Source organism: Streptomyces sp. NPDC111516 (genome assembly GCF_055635345.1).
Genome location: NZ_JBVKBV010000004.1, coordinates 192,443 through 213,200, shown reverse-complemented (window position 1 = coordinate 213,200; position 20,758 = coordinate 192,443). Strand labels below are relative to the sequence as shown.

The 20,758-nt window shown below is 70.2% G+C and carries 18 protein-coding genes and 1 pseudogene; 8 read left to right on the top strand and 11 right to left on the bottom strand.

All coding sequences use genetic code 11. The annotated features are described in order from the left end of the window. Positions 1-69 precede the first annotated feature (69 nt). A complete protein-coding gene (locus tag ACZ7L9_RS11300) occupies positions 70-279 on the bottom strand; it encodes a DUF397 domain-containing protein (RefSeq protein ID WP_471414387.1) in 210 nt (69 codons plus the stop codon). Then, positions 276-1,148, bottom strand: a complete 873-nt coding sequence (locus tag ACZ7L9_RS11295) for a helix-turn-helix domain-containing protein (RefSeq protein ID WP_471414385.1) — start codon at positions 1,146-1,148, stop codon at positions 276-278. The genes ACZ7L9_RS11300 and ACZ7L9_RS11295 overlap by 4 nt, the downstream gene beginning before the upstream one ends. A gap of 143 nt (positions 1,149-1,291) precedes the next feature. Here ACZ7L9_RS11295 and ACZ7L9_RS11290 point away from each other — a divergent pair, with 143 nt between their 5' ends. Both ACZ7L9_RS11290 and ACZ7L9_RS11285 read left to right on the top strand, forming a co-directional pair. Next, positions 1,292-1,711 carry an ATP-binding protein gene (locus tag ACZ7L9_RS11290; RefSeq protein ID WP_471414383.1) on the top strand — a complete coding sequence of 140 codons (420 nt, stop codon included), beginning with the start codon at positions 1,292-1,294 and terminating at the stop codon, positions 1,709-1,711. A gap of 307 nt (positions 1,712-2,018) precedes the next feature. Beyond that, positions 2,019-2,881: pseudogene (locus ACZ7L9_RS11285) on the top strand (helix-turn-helix domain-containing protein). Between the two features lie 78 nt (positions 2,882-2,959). On the opposite strand, the gene ACZ7L9_RS11280 reads toward ACZ7L9_RS11285, so the two are convergent. The 5 genes from ACZ7L9_RS11280 to ACZ7L9_RS11260 all read right to left on the bottom strand — a co-directional run bounded on the left by ACZ7L9_RS11280 (position 2,960) and on the right by ACZ7L9_RS11260 (position 9,083). Continuing rightward, complete coding sequence (locus ACZ7L9_RS11280; RefSeq protein ID WP_471414381.1) at positions 2,960-5,521, bottom strand: ABC transporter permease; 2,562 nt, start codon at positions 5,519-5,521, stop codon at positions 2,960-2,962. Between the two features lie 70 nt (positions 5,522-5,591). Beyond that, a complete protein-coding gene (locus ACZ7L9_RS11275) occupies positions 5,592-6,341 on the bottom strand; it encodes an ABC transporter ATP-binding protein (RefSeq protein WP_471414675.1) in 750 nt (249 codons plus the stop codon). Between the two features lie 159 nt (positions 6,342-6,500). Then, entirely contained in the window at positions 6,501-7,742 is a 1,242-nt protein-coding gene (locus ACZ7L9_RS11270; RefSeq protein WP_471414674.1) for a sensor histidine kinase, read from the bottom strand. Between the two features lie 11 nt (positions 7,743-7,753). Continuing rightward, complete coding sequence (gene cseB, locus ACZ7L9_RS11265) at positions 7,754-8,491, bottom strand: two-component system response regulator CseB (protein WP_471414379.1); 738 nt, start codon at positions 8,489-8,491, stop codon at positions 7,754-7,756. Positions 8,492-8,852: 361 nt separating this feature from the next. Continuing rightward, positions 8,853-9,083 carry a hypothetical protein gene (locus ACZ7L9_RS11260; protein ID WP_471414377.1) on the bottom strand — a complete coding sequence of 77 codons (231 nt, stop codon included), beginning with the start codon at positions 9,081-9,083 and terminating at the stop codon, positions 8,853-8,855. Positions 9,084-9,470: 387 nt separating this feature from the next. On the opposite strand from ACZ7L9_RS11260, the gene ACZ7L9_RS11255 reads away from it, so the two are divergent. The 6 genes from ACZ7L9_RS11255 to ACZ7L9_RS11230 all read left to right on the top strand — a co-directional run bounded on the left by ACZ7L9_RS11255 (position 9,471) and on the right by ACZ7L9_RS11230 (position 16,039). Next, complete coding sequence (locus ACZ7L9_RS11255) at positions 9,471-10,418, top strand: hypothetical protein (protein ID WP_471414376.1); 948 nt, start codon at positions 9,471-9,473, stop codon at positions 10,416-10,418. 4 nt (positions 10,419-10,422) lie between these two features. After that, the gene (locus tag ACZ7L9_RS11250) at positions 10,423-12,171 is read left to right on the top strand and encodes a M16 family metallopeptidase (protein ID WP_471414374.1); all 1,749 of its coding nucleotides are present in this window, start codon (positions 10,423-10,425) and stop codon (positions 12,169-12,171) included. A gap of 113 nt (positions 12,172-12,284) precedes the next feature. Next, on the top strand, positions 12,285-12,884 hold the full coding sequence (locus ACZ7L9_RS11245) for an RNA polymerase sigma factor (protein ID WP_471414372.1): 600 nt from the start codon (positions 12,285-12,287) through the stop codon (positions 12,882-12,884). After that, positions 12,872-13,846: a CU044_5270 family protein gene (locus ACZ7L9_RS11240; RefSeq protein WP_471414370.1), complete on the top strand. Its 975-nt coding sequence runs from the start codon at positions 12,872-12,874 to the stop codon at positions 13,844-13,846. The genes ACZ7L9_RS11245 and ACZ7L9_RS11240 overlap by 13 nt, the downstream gene beginning before the upstream one ends. Before the next feature lie 178 nt (positions 13,847-14,024). Then, positions 14,025-15,023: a type I pantothenate kinase gene (gene coaA / locus ACZ7L9_RS11235; RefSeq protein WP_471414369.1), complete on the top strand. Its 999-nt coding sequence runs from the start codon at positions 14,025-14,027 to the stop codon at positions 15,021-15,023. A 59-nt stretch (positions 15,024-15,082) separates the two neighbouring features. Next, a complete protein-coding gene (locus ACZ7L9_RS11230) occupies positions 15,083-16,039 on the top strand; it encodes a DUF389 domain-containing protein (RefSeq protein WP_471414367.1) in 957 nt (318 codons plus the stop codon). Between the two features lie 190 nt (positions 16,040-16,229). On the opposite strand, the gene glmM is transcribed toward ACZ7L9_RS11230, so the two are convergent. The 4 genes from glmM to ACZ7L9_RS11210 all read right to left on the bottom strand — a co-directional run bounded on the left by glmM (position 16,230) and on the right by ACZ7L9_RS11210 (position 20,744). Beyond that, positions 16,230-17,588, bottom strand: coding sequence for a phosphoglucosamine mutase (gene glmM / locus ACZ7L9_RS11225; RefSeq protein ID WP_471414365.1), 1,359 nt, complete (start codon positions 17,586-17,588; stop codon positions 16,230-16,232). A gap of 231 nt (positions 17,589-17,819) precedes the next feature. Next, positions 17,820-18,347, bottom strand: coding sequence for a 30S ribosomal protein S9 (rpsI, locus tag ACZ7L9_RS11220; protein WP_266747971.1), 528 nt, complete (start codon positions 18,345-18,347; stop codon positions 17,820-17,822). Positions 18,348-18,391: 44 nt separating this feature from the next. Next, on the bottom strand, positions 18,392-18,835 hold the full coding sequence (gene rplM / locus ACZ7L9_RS11215; protein WP_096625076.1) for a 50S ribosomal protein L13: 444 nt from the start codon (positions 18,833-18,835) through the stop codon (positions 18,392-18,394). Between the two features lie 289 nt (positions 18,836-19,124). Beyond that, positions 19,125-20,744 carry an ABC-F family ATP-binding cassette domain-containing protein gene (locus ACZ7L9_RS11210; protein WP_471414363.1) on the bottom strand — a complete coding sequence of 540 codons (1,620 nt, stop codon included), beginning with the start codon at positions 20,742-20,744 and terminating at the stop codon, positions 19,125-19,127. Positions 20,745-20,758 lie beyond the last annotated feature (14 nt).

The window sequence follows — 20,758 nt, the reverse complement described above, 5'->3', positions numbered from 1 at the left end:
CTGTCAGCACCGTTACCGCCCCGCCCCCAGGGCGACCGGGAACGAGGCGGGCGCCGGTGGGCGCGGTGGTCAGTTGCCGGAGGCGTACGTGACGAACTCCGCCCAGGCGCGCGGCCCGAAGCCGAGCCGGGGGCCGCCCGGCAGGTTCTTGGAGTCGCGTACGTGGATCGTGCTTGCGGTCTCCGCGACCTCCACGCAGTCAGGACCGTCATTGCTGCTGTAGCTGCTCTTGAACCACGTCAGCCCGGAAGTACTTCCGGCCGAGGGCTTGGCACTCATGTCTCTCCCAGCAATTCCGTGATGAAGGTCCGTGACAACCGAGGCGTGAGTGCCTGGGACCGAATCAGGCCGTACCGCATCTCAAGGATTTGTACCTCCTTGGGATCGGTAATCAGGCGGCTGGTGAGCTGGACCTCGTTGTGCCCCACAGCCATGCCGTCACTCAACTTAAGCACCCGGTGCGAACCGGCCAGCCCCGCATGCTCCTCCGTGTCCATCGGCATGATCTGGATCTCGACATGCCTCAACGCACTCAGTTCTAGCAGGTGTTCGAGCTGCCTGCGCAACACCATTTTGCCTCCGATCGGCCGCCTCAGCGACGCCTCTTCCTGAACGAATGTCAGCAGAGGGGCAGGGCATCGCGCGAAGACCGACTGGCGGGCCATGCGCGCGGCCACCAAGCGCTCCACCTGGTCCTCGGTGTACGCCGGGCGCCGTTCCTTGTACAGGGCTCGGGCGTACTCCTCGGTCTGGAGCAAACCGTGCACGACATCACCGGCGTACGCGCCCATCTCGACCGCATTCGCCTCCAGCTTCGCCAGATCACGGACCTTCTTCGGGTACCGCGCCTCCGCCACGTCCTGCTTCATCGCGGCGATCTTGCCGCCCGCGCCCAGGACTTCGTCCGCCTTGTCCAGGAACTCCGGCTTGGGAATGCGCTTCCCGACCTCCACCTTGTAGACCAGGTTCTCCCCGTAGCCGATCGCAGCACCCAGCTCCGCCGCACGCAGCCCGGCCGCCTCGCGCCAGAGCCGGATCTGGCGGCCGACCGCCGCGATCACCGCGCCCGAGTCGTCCTCGACGTCGAACTCCCAGTCAGGGCCGTCCGCCGCGTTGTCTCCGTTGCCCCGGTTGTCCTCGCTCGCCATACGACACCCGCTTCCACCCGTGCCCGCACCGTTTCGCGTCGACGCCGTACCGGATGGACAGACCCGTACAACCGTTGGACAGTCACTGTCCGTACGCACGTCATTGCTGTTCAGAGTAGGCACCTGCGGCCACGCTGAGTGACGTGAACCGAGAAATCACCCAACCGCGTGCCCGCAGCGGGCAGTTCGCCGTGCAGCTCTCCGCCACCCGTCGGGGTGCCCGACTCGCCAGGCTCCTCGCGACCGAGCAACTCCGTTCCTGGGGGCTGCCGCTGGAGGACGCCGGGCATGTCATCGCCGAGCTGGCGTCCAACGCCGCGCTGCACGGGTGCGTGCCGGGGCGGGACTTCCGCATCGCGCTGACCGTCACCGGGGACACGCTCCGTATCGAGGTCGCCGACGCTCGCGGGGACGTACTGCCCCGCCTCTCTGAACGGAACGACGACTCCGAGGCGGGGCGCGGGCTGTTGCTCGTCGAGGCGGTCGCCATCCGGTGGGGCGTGGAGGTCGGCCCGTTCCCGCGCAAAACCGTCTGGGCGGAGGTAGCCCTCACCGGATCGTGACAGTCGCGACCCGGTGTGTCACGTCCCGGTGAACCGCGACCCGGCGCGCCCCGACGTAAAAGGCTTTCAAGGCTTTGGAGAGAAGAAACTTCCCAACCCAACCAACCCCAACCCCTACCCCGGCCTCACGCAGGGGCACACACAGGGCCCCGTCACTCACACGAGTGAGGATCACCAACTCGACTGGATTTCCGCTCGGTTGGCAGGCATATGCTCGCCCTCACAACCCCAGACATGCGTCGGCCCCCGGCCGGGACTCGCAATCCCGATCGAGGGCCTGACCACCGAGGAAGAAGAGACCTTCCCGATGGATACCCAGCAGGTTAGCGCGCCCTCGCGCGCCCCGTCTCCCGTTCCCAGAGACGCCACGCCCTCGTCCGGCGTCATGCACATCAACACCCGCCACACCACCCGCTTCACCGTGGTCGGCAATCACCTCGCCCAGCACCGCGAGCTCTCCCTCCTCGCGATCGGCCTCGCCACCCACATCCAGTCGCTCCCCACCGGGGCGAAGGTCGGCATCAAAACCCTCACCGAGCGCTTCCCGGAAAGCGAAGCCCGCATCGCTGCCGCACTGCGCGAACTGGAAGCCCACGGCTACCTCAAACGCACCCGCGAACGCCTCCCCAACGGCCGCGTCATCACCCGCACCTGCTCCTACAACCAACCGGGCTCCCACAACGCCCACCCCGTCCCCGCACCCGAACGACGCCACAAGCCCACCCGCCCGGCCCCGGCACCCGTACCCCCGTCACCGCCCCACGTCCCCGCCCCCACCGCACCCAGGACCCCGCCCGCACCACTCCCCCAACCCCACACCCCCCTCCCTCAACGCCACCACGCCGCCGTCGCCCTCCTCACCGACCTCCACCGCAACACACCTCAACTCACCCTCACCGAACGCGACATCCACCACCTCGCCCCCGCCGTCGTCGCCTGGTACGAACGCGGCGCCACACCCACCGCCATCCGCCACACCCTCACCAACGACCTCCCCCACCCCCTCAAACATCCCGCCAAACTCCTCCGACACCGCCTCACCCACCTCCTCCCACCCCCACCCACCAGCCCACCCCGCTCCAGAACTGCGACCACTGCGACCGCGCCTTCCGCTCCCCCACCCCCGGCAACTGCCGCGACTGCGAGAGCGGGATGTCGCTCACGGAGTAGCCATGGGCAATCCGGTCCCGGCCCACGGAAGTCGATGTCTCGCTGTCAGTACGGACTGCGCGGAGTTCGACCCGTGCGTCACGCCTCCGCGACGGCTTCCAGCGGGCTCAGGGCGGCTGCCCGGCGGGCCGGGACGGCGGCCGCGACCGCGCCGATCGCGAGGGACAGCAGGCATACGAGGAGCAGTGTCTGCCAGGGCAGTGCCAGGGAGTACTGCTCCATCGCGCCGTTGGCCAGCGGTCCGACCGCCCAGGCACCGAACAGGCCGCCCGCCAGGCCAAGGAGGGTGCCGAACGCGGCGACGGTCACCGACTCCAGGCGGATCATCCGACGGATGCCGGCGCGGTCCATGCCGATGGCGCGCAATGCGCCGATCTCGCGGGTGCGTTCGGCGACCGACATGGCGAGGGTGTTCACGATGCCGAGCGCGCCGATCACGGCGCCGATGCCGAGCATCCCGTACATCACGTTCAGCAGGTCGGCCATGGTGCCGGCGGCCTCGTGGACGAGTTGCTCCCGGTCCTGCACCTTCAGCAGCGGGCTGTTGCCCACGGCGGTGCGCAGCTGCCGCTCTGTGGTCTTCGAGACCGCGCCGTCGGCGGTGCGGACGAGGATGCGCTGGATGGAGTCGGGCATGAAGCTGTTCTGTGCCACCTCGGTACGGGCGCCCAGCGCGTCGCGGGCGATGGGGCTGTCCTTGTAGACACCCACGACGGTGTACTGCTTGAGGTCCTGGTTCCGGCCGATGCTGGCGCTCAGTCGGCTGCCCGTGGTCAAGCCGTGTTCCCGTGCGATGGTGCTGGAAACGGCGATCCGGCCCGGCCCCAGGTCCTTGACGGAGCCGCTGACGAAGTCGAGTTTCATGACGGCGTTCACGGTGTCGGGGTCGACGCCGGAGATCTCCCGGACACTGCCGCCTGTGACCAGGGTGGAGTCCGTGACGGCGCTCGCGGTCCGCACCCCGGAGGTGTCGGCCACCCGCCGTGCGGCGGCAGGGTCGATACCGGACATGGTGCTGCGGGTACTGATCACGTAGTCGGCGCCGAGCCCGGCCGCGGCCTGGCGGTCGAGGGCCTGCCCGGTGGAGTTTCCGATGACGGCGAGCCCGGTGACCAGCGCGGTGCTGATCAGCAGGGTGGCGGCGGTGGCCGCGGTGCGCCGTGGGTCGCGCAGCGCGTTCTCCCGTGCGAGATGGCCGGTGATCCCGAAGCAGCTGGTCAGCCGTCCGATCAGCCGGATCACCGGGACGGCCAACAGCGGCGCGAGCACGATCAAGGAGGCGACGAGGAGGGCGCAGCCGGCCATCGCGTTCCGCAGGTTCTCCTCCGAGGCGTCCTTCGCCCCCGTGAGCGACACCAGCCAACCGGCGCCGAGGACGAGGAGGGCAAGACCCGCCATGCCGCGGATCCGGGACCGGGTGGCGGAGGGCAGCTGTCCAGCCGCGCGCATTGCCTCGATGGGTGCGACCTTCGCCGCCCTGCGGGACGGCAGCCACGCGGCGAGGACGGTGACGCCCACACCCACGCCGAGCGCTGCCAAGACAGAGCGCGGGCCGATCACCAGGGGGCCGTGGGGCAGTGTTTTTCCGCCGGTGCTCAGGACGTAGGGCAGCACCGAGGCGATGCCGAGGCCGAGCAGGAAACCGGCCGCCGATGCGACGAGGCCGACCAGGAGGGCCTCCACGAGGACGGAGCGGGCGACTTGGCGGCGCGAGGCGCCGATCGCCCGCAGCAGCGCGATCTCACGGGTGCGCCGCGCCACGAGCATGGTGAAGGTGTTGACGATGAGGAACGAGCCGATGAACAGCGACACCCCGGCGAAGACCATCGGCAGCTTCTGGTAGCCCCGGGTCAGGGTGTCTACGAGGATGGCCTGCTGGTCGGCCTGGGCGGCGCCGGTGGTGGCCTCGGCCCGGTCGGCCGGGAGCACGTCGGTGACCCGGCGGGCGAGTTCGAACTGGTCGGTGCCGGGCGCGGCGGACAGATCGATCCCGGTGTAGTGGCCCGGAGACACGAACAGCTTCTGGGCGGTCGCCTTGTCGAACAGGGCGAGGGTGCCGCCGGCGGTCACGCGGGTGTCGGTGGTGGTGACGATGCCGACGAGTCGCTTGGTCATGACCGGGCCGTCGGTGGCCAGCGTGACCGTGTCGCCGATACGGAAGTGGCCTGCGGCGGCGGTGCCGCTGTCCACGGCGAGTTCACCGCCGTTCCTCGGGGCCCGGCCCTCGACCAGGGGGTAGCGGCTGTCCTTGCCGTCCGGGCCGGGTACGTAGGCGGCGGCCGGGTTCGCCCCCGGCCTGACCCGCAGCGGAGTGCCGTCCGCCGCGTTCAGGGCGGCCGAGCCGTCGACGGAGGGGCGCACGGCGGCGGCACCGGGCACGTCGGCCAGCTTCCGCGCGAGCGCATCGTCGAGCACGTCGGCCTGCTGGTCCGCGGGGGCCTCGGGCGAGGGCGCCTTCGCGGTCACGGTGACCGCGATGTCGGCAAAGTTCTTCGACGCGGCGGCACGGTGGGCCTCGGCGGTGGTATCGGCGAAGACAAGGGTGCCGCTGACGAACGCGACCCCCAGGCAGACCGCGAGGACGGTCATGATCAGACGGGCCTTGTGCGCCAGGGTGTTGCGCAGAGCTGTTCTCAGCATGGGTGGCTTCCGGGGACGTGGGCTCGGCGGATGCGAGCTGTTGGCGGGTTCGGTCCTGGGGTGAGGCGGGTCACTTGGTGTGTGAGCGGTCGAAGTTCTTCATCTGGTCCAGCACCCGGTCCGGGGTGGGACGTGTCATGTCGTCGACCAGGCGGCCGTCGGCGAGGAAGACCACGCGGTCGGCGTATCCGGCGGCGACGGGGTCGTGGGTGACCATGACCACGGTCTGGCCCAGCTCGCGTACCGAGTCGCGCAGGAAGCCGAGGACCTCGGCTCCGGCGCGCGAGTCGAGGTTGCCGGTGGGCTCGTCACCGAAGACGATTGCGGGCTGTGAGGCCAGGGCGCGGGCGACCGCGACGCGCTGCTGCTGCCCGCCGGACAGCTGTGCGGGCCTGTGGTCGAGGCGCTGGGAAAGGCCGACCATGGAGACCACACGATCCAGCCACTGCGGGTCGGGCCGACGTCCGGCGAGGGACAGCGGCAGAGTGATGTTCTCCAGCGCGGTCAGCGTCGGCAGCAGGTTGAACGCCTGGAAGATGAAGCCGATCCGGTCACGGCGCAGCTGGGTGAGCTGCCGGTCGTCGAGCGTGCTCAGTTCGGTGGTGCCGATGCGTACGGAGCCGGAGCTGGGCGAGTCGAGCCCGGCGGCGCAGTGCATCAGGGTGGACTTGCCGCAGCCGGAGGGGCCCATGATCGCGGTGAACTCGCCCTCACGGAAGCCGATACTGACCCGGTCCAGGGCTACGACCCGGGTGTCGCCGCTGCCGTAGACCTTTGACAGGTCGGTGGTGGCGGCCGCGCTCCCGGGGATCGTGTGCAGCGCGTGCGGGGAATGGGGGGTGGTGGTCACGGGGGACTCCTCTTCGGTGCGGAAGGGTGCACTTCGAAGGGTGTCCGGGGAACGTATCGGGGCCTGAGCCACCGTGTATCGGCGTCCGCGCCGGTTCGTAGCAGTTCTGTAGGGGGTGGGGTCGGCCGGTCAGTCCGGCAGGCGCAGGGTGGCGACGGCGCCGCCGTCCGGGGCGTTGTCCAGGCGCAGTTCGGCGCCGAGAAGCCGGGCCTGTCCCAGGGCGATGGTCAGGCCCAGGCCGTGGCCCGAGCCGCGCTCGGCGGCGCCCGTGTGGAAGCGGCGCGGGCCGTGGAGCAGCAGGTCCGCGGGGAAGCCGGGCCCGTGGTCGCGCACGACGACCGTACGCCCCTCGACAGTGACCCCCACCGGGGTGTCCCCGTGCCGGTGGGCGTTGACGACGAGGTTGCTGACGATCCGCTCCAGGCGGCGAGGGTCGGTCTCCACGCTCCCGGCGGCCCCGGCAACGGTGACCTCGGTGTCGAAGCCGGTGCGCGCCACGGCCTCGGAGACGACTGCGCCGAGCGGCACCCGGGCGTGGCTGGGCTGTTCGGCGCCGGCGTCCAGGCGGGAGATCTCAAGGAGGTCCTCGACCAGGGCGCGCAGATCGCGCACCCGGGCGCGGAGCAGGTCCTCCGTCTCACCGGGCGGCAGCAGGTCGGCGGCGGCCAGCAGACCGCCGACGGGGGTGCGCAGCTCGTGGGCCACGTCCGCGGTGAACTGCCGCTCGATGCGCAGCCGTTGGCCGAGGCTGTCGGCCATGAGGTCGACGGTGGCGGCGATGTCGGCCACCTCGTCGCGCCCGTTGGTGGGGCCGGTCCGGGCGTCGAGGTCTCCGGCGGAGATCCGGCTCGCAATCTCGGAGACCCGCCGCAGCCTGCGGGCGAGCAGCCCGGCCCCGTAGACGGCCAGGGGCGTGGCCGCCGCAATTGCGACCAGCGAGGCCAACGTCATGGTCACGTCGAGCCGGCGCAGTCCGTAGAGCTTCGGGCTCATGTTGACCTGGACGGCAAGGACCGGGCTGCCCGGTCCGGCGGTCCGCTGGGCGGCCCAGACGCTCGGCCCCAGACTTCCCTCGACGCGCCCGTCGTAGGCCGCATGCCGGCTGTTGTCGGCCGGGTGTCGCAGTGCGGCGGGCAACTCGGCCGGGTCGAGCTCGGCACCGTCCGCCAAAGTGCCGGTACGCCGGTAGACGTCCATGGCCGAGTACACGGAGTTGAGTGCCTGCCCCTCAGACCGGTCGCGGATGTCCTGCGCGGTCCACACGTGCACCAGCACACCCACCGCCGCTACGACCAGGCAGGCGGTGGCCGCTGCCAGCGCGGCGATCTTCCAGCGCAAGGACGCGCGGGCCGGCCGCAACCGGCGGAACAGGCCCACCGCTCTCAGCGCCTGAGCTTGTAGCCGAAGCCGCGGACCGTCTCGATCCTGTCCCGGCCCACCTTCCTGCGCAGCCGCTGCACACACAGGTCCACGACCCGGCTGTCGCCGTCCCAGCCGTAGTCCCACACGTCACGCAGCAGGGTGTGCCGCTCCAGCACGACGCCCGGACTGGCGGCGAACTCAAGGAGCAGCTTCAGTTCTGTCGGGGTCAGCGCCACCGGACTTCCGGAGACGAACACCTCCATGCCGGCGGTATCGATGGTCAGGTCCCCGAAGACCAGCACCTCCGTCTCGGACGGCGGCCTCCCGCCCGCGGCCTGTTCGGGCCCCGGAGTGGGCGCGTAGGTCGCCCGCCTCAGCAGCGAGCGGATGCGTGCCACCAGCACGTACGTGTCCACGGGCTTGACCACGTAGTCGTCCGCTCCAGCTTCCAGACCGGCGACGACATCGAGCCCGTCGCCGCGTGCGGACATCATCAGAACGGGCACCAGGCTGGTCTCCCGGACTCTGCGGCACAGGCCGATCCCGTCCAGAGCGGGCAGCATCACATCCAGAATCAGCAGGTCGAACTCCTCGTCCCGGAAGAGCTCAAGACCCGCAAGACCGTCGGCCGCGGCCTTCATCTCGTAGCCGTAGCGCTCCAGGGCGACGGTGAAGGACCGGCGCATCAGCTCGTCGTCCTCCACCAGCAACACACGAACAGAGCGCGAGGAGCCCCCGGCCGGGGCGGACGAGGACACGGGTGGATGACTCCTGTTCGGACGGTCCGGACATCAGCCGGCTGCACGCACAGCCGGCGACCTGAAAGGAACGATACGGCAGACACCGGACACGGCGACCGCGTCGCACAGCGGGACACGCAGCACCTCCCTGCAGCCTCTCCTATCCGCAAATCGCCAGGTCGGACCGGACGACACCGGCCAGGACACCTGGCGAAACCACGGCATTCCAGCTTCCTGCGGGCCCGTGAGTCATGGACCGGCGCACCGATTCGATGGGCAACCAAGCGCTCTCTGATACCCACCGGATACAAAACCCGCCCGGACAGGACCGGCAGGACCGGCCGCGGGACGTGCCCCCTCGCGCCACCCGGCGGATGCGTCAGCCGCGACGTCGCCGGTTTCTCGGATGGTTGCGGGCGGTGCGTTCGTTGCCGAACTTGTAGGCGCCGGTCCAGCGGGCCATGACGGCCTGGGCGTCGCCGGAGGTCACCTCGGCGGCGAACCGTGCGGCGCGGTCGCCGCGCAGAGTGGTGGCCTTGCGGCCGCGGTGTGTGATGACGACTGTGCCGTCGGTGTGGGTCTCGCAACTGAATCCGGAAGGCGCGGGCATGTCCGGACTGTGCCGCATCCCTGTCGGCGCCGCCACGTAAAAACCGGTGACCACGCGCCGGTTGGCATGGACGGTGGCGCCGTGGGCCGGGGCGGTCGGCACGCGTACATCGCCGGCAACGGGTCAGACCGACTGCGGTACGCCCTCGGGGTTGTCGGGGCCCTGGAGCGGGATGTCGCTCACGGAGTAGCCATGGGCGGTCCCGTCCCGGCCCACGGAAGTCGATGTCTCGCTGTCAGTACGGACTGCTAATCTGCGTTCTCTTCGCGTGCACCCCACGCACACACATCCGCCTGACCGCTTTCTTTCCGTCCCACCTGCACGCCCACGCTCACTCGGAACACCGAGCCCGTACGGCAGCCGGTCACGTCCGCTCCGAGGACTGTCATGTCTCCCACCGCTCCCCCGATACGCGCGGAATTCGACCCGTGCGTCAACATCCCCTCGCTCGCGGATCTCCGGACCGCCGTACGCAACGATGACTGGGCGGCCACCGAGGCGTACTTCGACTTCCTCGACCACGAGGACGACCGGGCGATCGCCGCAGGCCTCTTCTACGAACTCAGCTCCTCCGAACGTTTTCTGGAGCGGGCCGTCGCCGAGCTCCCCGGTTCCGCCCTCGCCCGAACTCTGCTGGCCATCCGGTACATCAGTGTCGGCTGGGAGATCCGCAGCTCCTACCGCGCCGAACACGTCTCGCGCGACCAGTTCCGGCAGTTCCACGAATGGCTGCGGCGCGCCGAGAAGCTGCTCATCGAGGTGTGCGCCGAGCACCCCACGTACGCACTGGCCTGGGCGACCCGGCTGACCACCGCACGAGGGCTCGAACTCGGACAGAGCGAGGCGCGGCGGCGATACGACCGGCTGGCCGAGCACCACCCGCACCACATCCACGGGCAGACCCTCCTGCTTCAGCAGCTGTGCCCCAAGTGGGGCGGCAGCTGGGAGGAGGCGCACGGATTCGCCCGCGCCTGTCTGGAAGCGGCGCCCCCGGGCAGCCACGCGGGTCGGCTCGTCGCCGAACTGCACCTGGAACGCTGGCTGGACACTGCCGGGGACGGCCACAGCGACCATCTGCGCTCGACGGAGGTCCGGGACGAGATCCTGGCCGCCGCTGCCCTCTCCGTACAGCACCCCGACTACCGGCCCGGTTTCCACTGGGTCGGCGACCACAACGACTTCGCCGGGGCGCTGAGCCTGGGCGGCCACCACCGCGAGGCCGCGCCGTTCTTCCGCACCCTCGGCAACAAGGCCACCGCTTCGCCCTGGGATTACACCGGTGACAAAGAGGTCCAGTTCCTCAAGCACCGCAAGACCGCACTGTCGAAGGGCTGAGCCGATGTCCCAGGAAATCTCCGAGCACAGACCCGCCACGGCCCCCGGCCCGGACATCCGCGAGACCGCGGTCGACGGCATCCGTACGGTGCTCGCCGCGGCCCCCGGCCCGGTCACCGCAGGCCTCTTCTTCCGCGTCGGAGCCGCCGACGAGACCCTCGCCACCTCCGGCATCACACACCTCGTCGAACATCTCGCGCTGCACCGCCACGGGCTGTCCGACCTGCACTACAACGGCGCCACCGCCGCCACGTACACGCTCTTCCACGTCACCGGCACGCCGGAGGAGGTCACCACCTACCTCAACGGTGTCTGCGCGGCCCTGCGCGATCTGCCGATGGAGCGGCTGGAGACCGAGCGCGAGATCCTGCGCACCGAGGCGGCGGGCCGCCGCGTCGGCCCCAACCACCAGCTGCCGCTGTGGCGTTACGGCGCCCAGGGCTACGGGCTCAGCAGTTACGCCGAACTCGGCACCTGGCATCTGACCGCCGATTCCGTACGCGACTGGGCGCGCACCCGCTTCACCCGTGACAACGCCGTGCTGTGGATCACCGCCGACACCGTGCCGGAGGGCCTCGACCTCGCCCTGCCGGCAGGCACGCCGCAGCCGCTGCCCGCCGCGACATCTGCGCTGCCCGTCACGCCCGCGTACATCACGGGCGACAGCGGCGGCGTCGTCCTGGACGGCATCGTCCGGCGCTCGACGGCGGCGACGCTCTTCGCGGAGGTGCTCAGCCGCGCGCTCTTCACGGACCTGCGCCAGAAGGGCGGCTACTCGTACACCGCCGACGCCGGATACAGCCCCCGCGACAACGACGTCGCGACCATCACCGCCTTCGCCGACGCGCTCCCGAAGAAGCACGGCGCGGTGGTCGGCGGCTTCGTCGACGCGCTGGCCCGCCTGCGGGCCGGCAGCATCGAACAGTCCGAACTCGACTCGGCCCGCGCCAAGTTCCTCAAGCAGTTCGACGCTCCGGACGCCGGCGCGTCCCGGCTGCCCTCGTACGCCCTGAACCTGTTGACCGGGCATCGCAACCTCACTCCGGACGAGCACCGGGCCGAACTCGCCGCCGTCACCCTCGACGACCTGCGCGAGGTCGCCCGAGAGCTGCACGCCACGGCACTGCTCCAGGTCCCCGGCCGGGGCGCCGACTGGGCCGGGTTCACCGAGGCCCCCCAATGGTCCTCCTGGACCGCGACGAGCGCGGGCACCCGGCACCGTTCGCTGGAGGACGACTCCGTCCTGCTGACGGTGTCCCCCGAGGCCGTGTCCCTGGCCACCGCCTCCGGCACGGTCGTCATCCGGTACGACGCGTGCGCGGCCCTGCTCGTCCACCCGGACGGCGGCCGCCACCTCACGGGCCTCGACGGCTTCCAGATCCGCGTCGAGCCCACGCTCTTCAAGGACCTCACGCCGAGCCGCCTGGCCTTGATCGACGCGGGCGTACCGTCCTCGGCGGTGATCCCCATGCCGCCCCGCGCCCCGGACCGCATCCCCCGCCCCGAGCGGCACGGCGGCCGCCCGGGCGGCACACCGCAGACCAAGGGCGCACGGCTGGCCCGGACCGTCCTCATCTGGCTGTCCGGCATCGCGACGGCGATCTGGGGGCTGATCGCCACCGTGGCCATGTTCATGGAGCTGGACGAACCGAACCCGGACCCGGGCACGATCGTCATCATCTGGCTGCTGATCGTTCCACCGCTGGCCCTGCTCATCGCCCTGCGCAGGGGCCGCCGCAAGCGGGGCGGCTGACGGTGCCGCGGCGGATTCCGGGCCACGGCCCTCCGTATCCGGGTCCGTGAACCTTTCCGGGCCCTGCGGGCAACACGGGGTGACACACTCACACCCGAGCCCCAGGAGCCGATGTGACCGGACCGCCGGCCAGCCCCGACGACGATGCCGAGGTCGTCGCGCAGTCGCTGGAGCACCCCGAGATCTTCGCCGGCCTCTACGACCGCCATGCCCCGGACATCCACCGCTATGCCGCCCGCCGCCTCGGGGAGGGAGCGGCGGACGACATCACGGCGGAGACCTTTCTCATCGCCTTCCGCTCCCGGCACCGCTACGACCGCGCGCATCGCAACGCCCGCCCCTGGCTGTACGGCATCGCCGCGAATCTCATCGGCAAGCAGCGGCGCAGTGAGGTGAGGGGGCTGCGGGCCCTGGCACGTACCGGTCAGGACCCGGTGGCCGCGTCCTGGAGCGACCGCTGCGACGACCGGATCGCCGCCCAGGCGCCGCTGGCCGGGGCGCTCGCCTCGCTCTCGCCCGGCGACCGCCATGTGCTGCTGCTCGTCGCCTGGGCCGACCTCGGATACCAGGAGGTCGCCGAGGCGCTCGGCATCCCTCTCGGCACCGTGCGGTCCCGGCTCAATCGCGCCCGCCGCAAGGTACGTGAAGCGCTCAGCCTGGACCCCTCGTTCACACCTGACGCCATGGAGCTGACCCCGTCATGGACGAAATGACCACGCTGCGCGAACTGCGCGCCGACGCACCCGTCCCGGACCGCTCCGCACTCGCCGCGGGCCGGCAACGGCTCACCGAGGCCGCAGCCGCGCGACGCGGTGTCCGCCGGCTGCGGGCGGACTGGCGTCTCACCGCGTTCGGTGCCGCCGCGGCGATCACCGTGGCGGCCGTGCTCGGCGCCCAGCTCGTCGACGCCGCCGCCCCCGACCGCTCCGGCCCCGCCTCGACGACCGGCACCCTGCGGCTGGACAGCCCCGCCGAAGTGCTGAACCGGGCCGCCGACGCGTTGGAGAAGCAGCGGGCCGCCCCGGAGCCGCGCGACGACCAGTGGATCTTCACGAAGACGGTGATGGCCCAGCCGGAGGGCTCAGGATTCGGCCGCTTCTCCTACGCCCCCGACAACTGGGTCCCGTACGACAACTCCGCCGCGGCCAAAAACGGGAAGGACGACGACTACCGCACGGCCCGCCAGGTCTACCGGGCCGCCAATGAGCTGCCCGCCGATCCGGCGCGGCTGCTGGCGGAGGTCCGTTCGTTCTATCCGACGGGCCACACCGCCGAAAGCCTGCCCGAGCCCGAGGCCGTGCACAGCTTCCGCGCGATGGGGCTGATGGTCGAGGCCTATCCGATCGCACCGGCCGCCCTCGCCCGGATCTACCGGGCCCTGGCCACCGTCCCCGGTGTCCATGTCACCGACCACCTGGTGAAGGACGCGGCCGGGCGCGAGGTCATCGCCATCACCCGGAAGGAGGACGGCACGCACCAGCAACGCGAGATCCTCATCGACCCGACCACCTTCGGCTACGCCGGACAGCGGTTCGTGGTCACCGAGGACTACACGCTCCAGCTCTCCTCCGGCAAGACGAAACTACCGCCGGAGAAGTTCAAGGCCGGTCAGATCACGCTGAGCGAAGCCCGGGTCGAGGCCGCCGTCGTCGACGCCAAGGGCGAGAAACCCTGACACGACCGGGAGCCCGGACCCGGCAGCCGGGCACGGGCTCGTGTGGGCGCGGCCGGGAACCGGGTCCGGTGTCCGCCACAGGGGTGCGGACACCGGACCCCTGCCTGCCACCGCCCGCCGGACCCCACGTGACCCACCCCACCCCCCGCTCCGTCAGAACTCCCGCAACAATGAACATGTGATCACTTCGCCGCCACGAAGCAGCACCCCCCGACGCGCGGAACACGCGGCGACGCCGTACGTCGATCTGTCGCGCGCCGAATGGAGCGCCCTGCGCGACAAGACGCCGTTGCCGCTGACCGCCGACGAGGTGGAGCAGCTGCGCGGGCTCGGGGACGTCATCGACCTCGACGAAGTACGGGACGTCTACCTGCCGCTCTCCCGGCTCCTCAACCTCTACGTCCAGGCCACCTCGGGCCTGCGCGGCGCCCTGAACACCTTCCTCGGGGACGCGGGCAACGGGCACGGCGCGCAGCGCGGCACCCCGTTCGTCATCGGGGTCGCGGGCAGTGTCGCGGTCGGCAAGTCCACCAGTGCCCGCATCCTCCAGGCGCTGCTGGCCCGCTGGCCCGAGCACCCCCGCGTCGAACTCGTCACCACCGACGGGTTCCTGCTGCCGATGAAGGAGCTCCAGGCGCGCGGGCTGATGTCGCGCAAGGGGTTCCCCGAGTCGTACGACCGGCGGGCCCTGACCCGTTTCGTCGCCGACATCAAGGCCGGCAAGGACGAGGTGACGGCGCCCGTCTACTCACACCTGATCTACGACATCGTGCCGGGCGAGCGGCTCACTGTACGGCGCCCCGACATCCTGATCGTCGAGGGGCTGAACGTGCTGCAGCCCGCGATGCCCGGCAAGGACGGGCGGACCAGGGTCGGGCTCGCCGACTACTTCGACTTCAGCGTGTACGTGGACGCACGGACCGAGGACATCGAGACCTGGTATCTCAACCGGTTCCGGAAGCTGCGCGAGACGGCGTTCCAGAACCCGTTCTCGTACTTCCGCAAGTACACCCAGGTCTCCGAGGAGGAGGCCATGGAGTACGCAGCGACGATGTGGCGGACGATCAACAAGCCCAATCTGGTGGAGAACGTCGCGCCCACCCGGGGGCGTGCCACTCTGGTGCTGCGCAAGGGGCCGGACCACAAGGTCCAGCGGTTGTCCCTGCGCAAGCTCTGAAACACCCTGCTGATCACCCCTCACCCCTCCGATCATCCCGACCACGAGGAGCCCGTCGCGTGCTGCATCTGCGCCTGATCGTCCCCGCCGACCGTACGGACGAGGTGGTGCACGTGCTGGAGAGCACCGTCGGTACGACGCATCTCGTGGTGATGCCCGGGGTCGCCCGCGACCCGGCGGGTGACGTGGTGATGTGCGACGTGGCGCGCGAGGCGGGCGACGAGGTGATCTCGGTGCTGCGCGGGCTCGGCATCGACAAGTCCGGTTCGATCACTGTCGAGAACCTGGACCTGACGCTCTCCGCGCACGCCGACAAGGCCGAGGAGGAGGCGCCGGGCGAGGGCGCGGACGCGGTGCTGTGGGAGGAGCTGACGGAGGCGACCCACGAGGAGTCGACGTTCAGCGTCACCTATGTGGCGTTCCTCGCGGTCGCTACGATGCTCGCCGCCTGCGGTGTGATGCTCGACAACGCGATCCTGATCGTGGGCGCGATGGCGGTCGGCCCGGAGTTCGGGCCGCTGGCCGGGATCTCCACGGCCCTGGTGCAGCGGGCCCCGCGGCTGGTGTGGCGGTCGCTGGTGGCGCTGATCGGCGGCTTCGCCGTCGCGATGGTGCTGACCGCCGGGTTCGCCTGGCTGATGGACGCCGTCGGGCTGTTCACCCGCTCGATGATCGAGGCGGACCGGCCCAATACGTCGTTCATCTGGAAGCCGGACCCGCTGTCGTTCGTGGTGGCGTTCCTGGCCGGGATCGCCGGGACGCTCTCGCTCACGTCGGCGAAGTCCGGGGCTTTGATCGGGGTCGCCATCTCGGTGACCACCGTGCCGGCCGCGGCCAATGCGGCGGTGGCGTTCAGCTACAGCGACTACGGCCAGATGTGGGGCTCCACGGCCCAGTTGCTGGCGAACCTCGGCGGAATCGTGGCCGCGGGAACGCTGACGCTCCTGGTCCAGAAGGCCCTCTGGGCGAACCACCGCCGCCGGACGGGCCCCGCAGCAAGCCCGTCCGGCAAATAACGCGAGCCCGCCCGGCGAACAACGGAGCGTCCCCGACCAGGGCCTGTCGGTCGATCAGAGTCGGGACACGGCCTGTCGGCGGATCAGGGCCGGACATGGCCCAGGCCGCTCCGGCGCCGCGCGATGCACCACGCCGGACGTCCCGCCCTGTCCGTCCGGCCCTGATCCCGCCTGATCCAAACGAAAAACCCTAGCCCAGTGCCGACTTCACCACGTCGGCCAGCCGCTCGGCGACCGTCCGTGCCTGCTCGATGTCGGCCGCCTCGACCATGACCCGTACCAGCGGCTCCGTGCCCGACTGGCGCAGCAGTACGCGTCCGGTGGAGCCCAGCTCGCGCTCGGCCTCCGCGACCGCCGCGGACAGCTCCGGGGAGGTGTCGACCCGGGACTTGTCGACGTCGCGGACGTTGATCAGCAGCTGCGGCAGCCGCTGCATGACCCCGGCCAGCTCGGCGAGCGTACGGCCGGTGGCGGCGACGCGGGCCGCCAGCAGCAGGCCGGTCAGCGTGCCGTCACCGGTCGTGGCGTGGTCCAGGACGATGACATGGCCGGACTGCTCGCCGCCCAGGGCGTACCCCTCGGCCTTCATCGACTCCAGTACGTAACGGTCGCCGACGGCGGTCTGGACGAGCTGGATGCCCTCCCGCTCCATCGCCATCTTGAAGCCGAGATTGGACATGACCGTACCGACCACGGTGTCCTTGCGCAGCTTCCCGGCCTCGCGCATGGCGAGGGCGAGCACGGCGAGGATCTGGTCGCCGTCGACCTCCTCGCCGGTGGCGTCCACGGCGAGGCAGCGGTCGGCGTCGCCGTCGTGCGCGATGCCGAGGTCGGCGCCGTGCTCGACGACGGCGGCCTTCAGCAGCTCCAGGTGGGTGGAGCCGCAGCCGTCGTTGATGTTCAGACCGTCCGGCGCGGCGCCGATCGTGATCACCTCGGCACCGGCCCGCGCGAAGGCCTCGGGCGAGACCCGGGAGGCCGCGCCGTGCGCCTCGTCGAGAACGACCTTCAGTCCGTCGAGCCGGTTCGGGAGGACGGTGATCAGGTGGGAGACGTACCGGTCGAAGCCCTCGGCGTAGTCGGTGACCCGGCCCACGCCGGCGCCCGTGGGCCGCGCCCAGGGCTCGCCGGTGCGGTGCTGCTCGTAGACCGTCTCGATCCGGTCCTCCAGCTCGTCGGCGAGCTTGTGGCCGCCACGGGCGAAGAACTTGACACCGTTGTCCGGCATGGCGTTGTGGCTGGCGGAGAGCATCACACCGAGGTCGGCGCCCAACGCGCCGGTGAGGTGCGCCACCGCGGGGGTGGGCAGCACACCGACCCGCAGGACGTCCACGCCCGCGCTGGCGAGGCCTGCCACGACCGCGGCCTCCAGGAACTCTCCGGACGCACGGGGGTCACGTCCCACCACCGCTGTCGGCCGATGCCCCTCGAAGGTGCCCGCCTCGGCAAGCACATGCGCCGCAGCGACCGACAGACCGAGCGCCAGCTCAGCCGTCAGATCCGCGTTGGCGACACCGCGCACACCGTCCGTGCCGAAGAGTCGTCCCACTGGTGTCCTCCGAAGATGCTCCGAAACCGCAAAACAAAACAAACAAGCCAAAGCCAAGCAAAATGGAAGCAAGGCAGACCAGCACCGCAGCGCTACGTGAGTACGCACGCGAGCAAGTAGGCGTATGAACGTCTTATGTCGTTATACGCCCGAGGGTGCCGATAGACGAACGCCCCGGCAAGCACGAGATGTGCCGCCGGGGCGAACGTGTAACGCAGATGAGCAGGCGGTTTAGCGCTTGCTGTACTGCGGGGCCTTACGGGCCTTCTTGAGACCGGCCTTCTTGCGCTCGACCGCACGGTCGTCGCGGGAGAGGAAGCCGGCCTTCTTCAGCGGGGCGCGGTTGTTGTCCACGTCCGCCTCGTTCAGCGCACGGGCCACGCCGAGGCGCAGGGCGCCGGCCTGACCGGAGACGCCGCCACCCGAGATGCGGGCGATGACGTCGTAGCGGTTGTCGAGCTCGAGCACCTTGAAGGGCTCGTTGACTTCCTGCTGGTGCACCTTGTTGGGGAAGTAGTCCTCAAGGGTGCGACCGTTGATCTTCCACTTGCCGGTGCCCGGAACGATCCGGACGCGGGCAATGGCGTTCTTCCGACGGCCAAGGCCGGCGGCAGGCTGCGGCTCGCCGAAGCGCGACGCCAGCGACTCGCTGGTGTACTCGCCCTCGACGGGAACCTCGGACTCGAAGGTGGTCACCTCGGCGAAAACCTCTTCGCCCTCGACGCCCTCGACGGGGTTCTCAACAGTGGTCTCGGCCACGATTCTCCTCAGATCTTTCTTTTGGTCTTAGGGGGAGGCCGGAACTACTGCGCGACCTGGGTGATCTCGAACGGGACCGGCTGCTGAGCAGCGTGCGGGTGCTGGTCGCCCGCGTAGACCTTGAGCTTCGAGAGCATCTGACGGCCCAGGCTGTTCTTGGGGATCATGCCCTTGATGGCCTTCTCGACAGCCTTCTCGGGGTTCTTCGAGAGCAGCTCGTCGTAACGGACGGAGCGGAGACCACCCGGGAACCCGGAGTGGCGGTACGCCATCTTCTGGGTCTTCTTGTTGCCGGAGAGGTGAACCTTCTCGGCGTTGATGATGATGACGAAGTCGCCCATGTCCATGTGGGGGGCGTAGATCGCCTTGTGCTTGCCGCGGAGGAGGTTCGCAGCCGTGGTGGCGAGACGACCCAGGACGATGTCCTGCGCGTCAATGATGTGCCACTGGCGCGTCACATCGCCGGGCTTGGGGCTGTACGTACGCACTTCGTAGCCTTCGCTTCTTCAGTGGATGGGGTCCAGACACATGGCACCTCTGAAGCGATCATGCAGCTGGGGCTCACAGTGCCGGGGACGCTGCCCGTATGCGAACCACTGGTAACTGCTCCAGAGAACCTACGTAAGGGCCCTACGCGTGAGAACGACGAAGCCAATACGCATAACAATCAACGAGACTACCCGCCCCGCCCCGGACGGGTCAAAACGCGTGGCCCTCGGGCGGGCACCACCCCCACCCACCCGGACAAGGCGCACCCCGCACCGTGGCGCAACCGCGTCACCGCGCCCGCTCCACCCGCCGCTCGTCCCACACCGGCTCCGCCGTCTCCCGTACGACACCGTCCGAGCCGAACACCAGGTACCGGTCGAAGGACTTCGCGAACCAGCGGTCGTGCGTGACGGCCAGCACCGTCCCGTCGTACGCCTCAAGACCGTCCTGCAGGGCCTCCGCCGACTCCAGGTCCAGGTTGTCCGTCGGCTCGTCCAGCAGCAGCGCGGTCGTGCCCGCCAGCTCCAGAAGCAGGATCTGGAACCGCGCCTGCTGCCCGCCGGACAGCTTCTCGAACGGCTGGTCGCCCTGCCGCTCCAGCTCGTACCGGCGCAGTACGGACATCGCCCCGCCCCGGTCCTTGGCGTGCTCGGTCCACAGGATCTCGACGAGCGTGTGACCCAGCAGCTCCGGATGGGCGTGCGTCTGCGCGAAGTGTCCCGGTACGACGCGCGCCCCGAGCTTCCACTCCCCCGCGTGCGCCACCGGCTCGCCCGCGAGCAGCCGCAGGAAGTGGGACTTCCCCGAGCCGTTCGAGCCGAGGACGGCTACCCGTTCCCCGTAGAAGATCTCCAGGTCGAACGGTTTCATCAGCCCGGTCAGTTCCAGGCCCTTGCAGGTCACCGCCCGCACGCCGGTACGGCCGCCGCGCAGCCGCATCCTGATGTCCTGCTCACGCGGCGGCTCCGGCGGAGGTCCGGCGTCCTCGAACTTCTTGAAGCGGGTCTGCATCGCCCGGTAGCGGGACGCCATGTCGGGGCTGATCGCCGCCTGCTGCCGCAGCCGGTGGACCAGCGCCTTCAGCCGGGCGTGCTCCTCCTCCCAGCGCCGCAGCAGCTCCTCGAACCGGGCGAACCGGTCCTTGCGGGCCTGGTGGTACGTATCGAAGCCGGCGCCGTGCACCCACACGTCGCTGCCCGCCGGACTCGGCTCGACACTGACGATCTTCTCGGCGGCCCTGGACAGCAGCTCCCGGTCGTGGGAGACGAAGAGGACCGTCTTACGGGTCTCCTTCAGCTTCTCCTCCAGCCACCGCTTCCCGGGGACGTCGAGATAGTTGTCCGGCTCGTCGAGCAGCAGCACCTCGTCCGGCCCGCGCAGCAGCGCCTCCAGCACCAGCCGCTTCTGCTCACCACCGGACAGCGTGCGCACGTCGCGCCACTGCGCCTTCTCGTACGGGACGCCGAGCGCGGCCGTGGTGCACATGTCCCACACCGTCTCGGCCTCGTACCCGCGGGCCTCCGCCCAGTCGCTCAAGGCCTGCGCGTACGTCATCTGCGCGGCCTCGTCGTCGACCGTGAGGATCAGCTCCTCGGCCTTGTCGACGGCCAGCGCCGCCTCCCGGATCCGGGGCTGGGCGACGGAGACCAGCAGATCCCGGACCGTACGCTCGTCCCGCACGGAGCCCACGAACTGCCGCATCACCCCTAGCCCGCCGCTCACCGACACCGAACCGCCGTGCGGCTGGAGCTCCCCGGCGAGCAGCCTCAGCAACGTGGTCTTTCCGGCGCCGTTCGCCCCCACGAGGGCGACCACGGCCCCGTCCGCGACCCGGAACGAAGCATCGCCGAGCAGCACCCGCCCGTCCGGTAGGTAGTACTCCAGATGGCCCGCTTCAAGATGTCCCATGCCCAGCATTGTCA

Excerpts from the sequence above, each read along its gene's own strand:
- ACZ7L9_RS11255 (WP_471414376.1), top strand. The coding sequence starts at position 9,471 with ATGTCTCCCACCGCTCCCCCGATACGCGCGGAATTCGACCCGTGCGTC.
- ACZ7L9_RS11210 (WP_471414363.1), bottom strand. The coding sequence starts at position 20,744 with ATGGGACATCTTGAAGCGGGCCATCTGGAGTACTACCTACCGGACGGG.
- ACZ7L9_RS11300 (WP_471414387.1), bottom strand. The coding sequence starts at position 279 with ATGAGTGCCAAGCCCTCGGCCGGAAGTACTTCCGGGCTGACGTGGTTC.
- ACZ7L9_RS11260 (WP_471414377.1), bottom strand. The coding sequence starts at position 9,083 with ATGCCCGCGCCTTCCGGATTCAGTTGCGAGACCCACACCGACGGCACA.
- ACZ7L9_RS11280 (WP_471414381.1), bottom strand. The coding sequence starts at position 5,521 with ATGCTGAGAACAGCTCTGCGCAACACCCTGGCGCACAAGGCCCGTCTG.
- ACZ7L9_RS11295 (WP_471414385.1), bottom strand. The coding sequence starts at position 1,148 with ATGGCGAGCGAGGACAACCGGGGCAACGGAGACAACGCGGCGGACGGC.
- ACZ7L9_RS11240 (WP_471414370.1), top strand. The coding sequence starts at position 12,872 with ATGGACGAAATGACCACGCTGCGCGAACTGCGCGCCGACGCACCCGTC.
- ACZ7L9_RS11250 (WP_471414374.1), top strand. The coding sequence starts at position 10,423 with ATGTCCCAGGAAATCTCCGAGCACAGACCCGCCACGGCCCCCGGCCCG.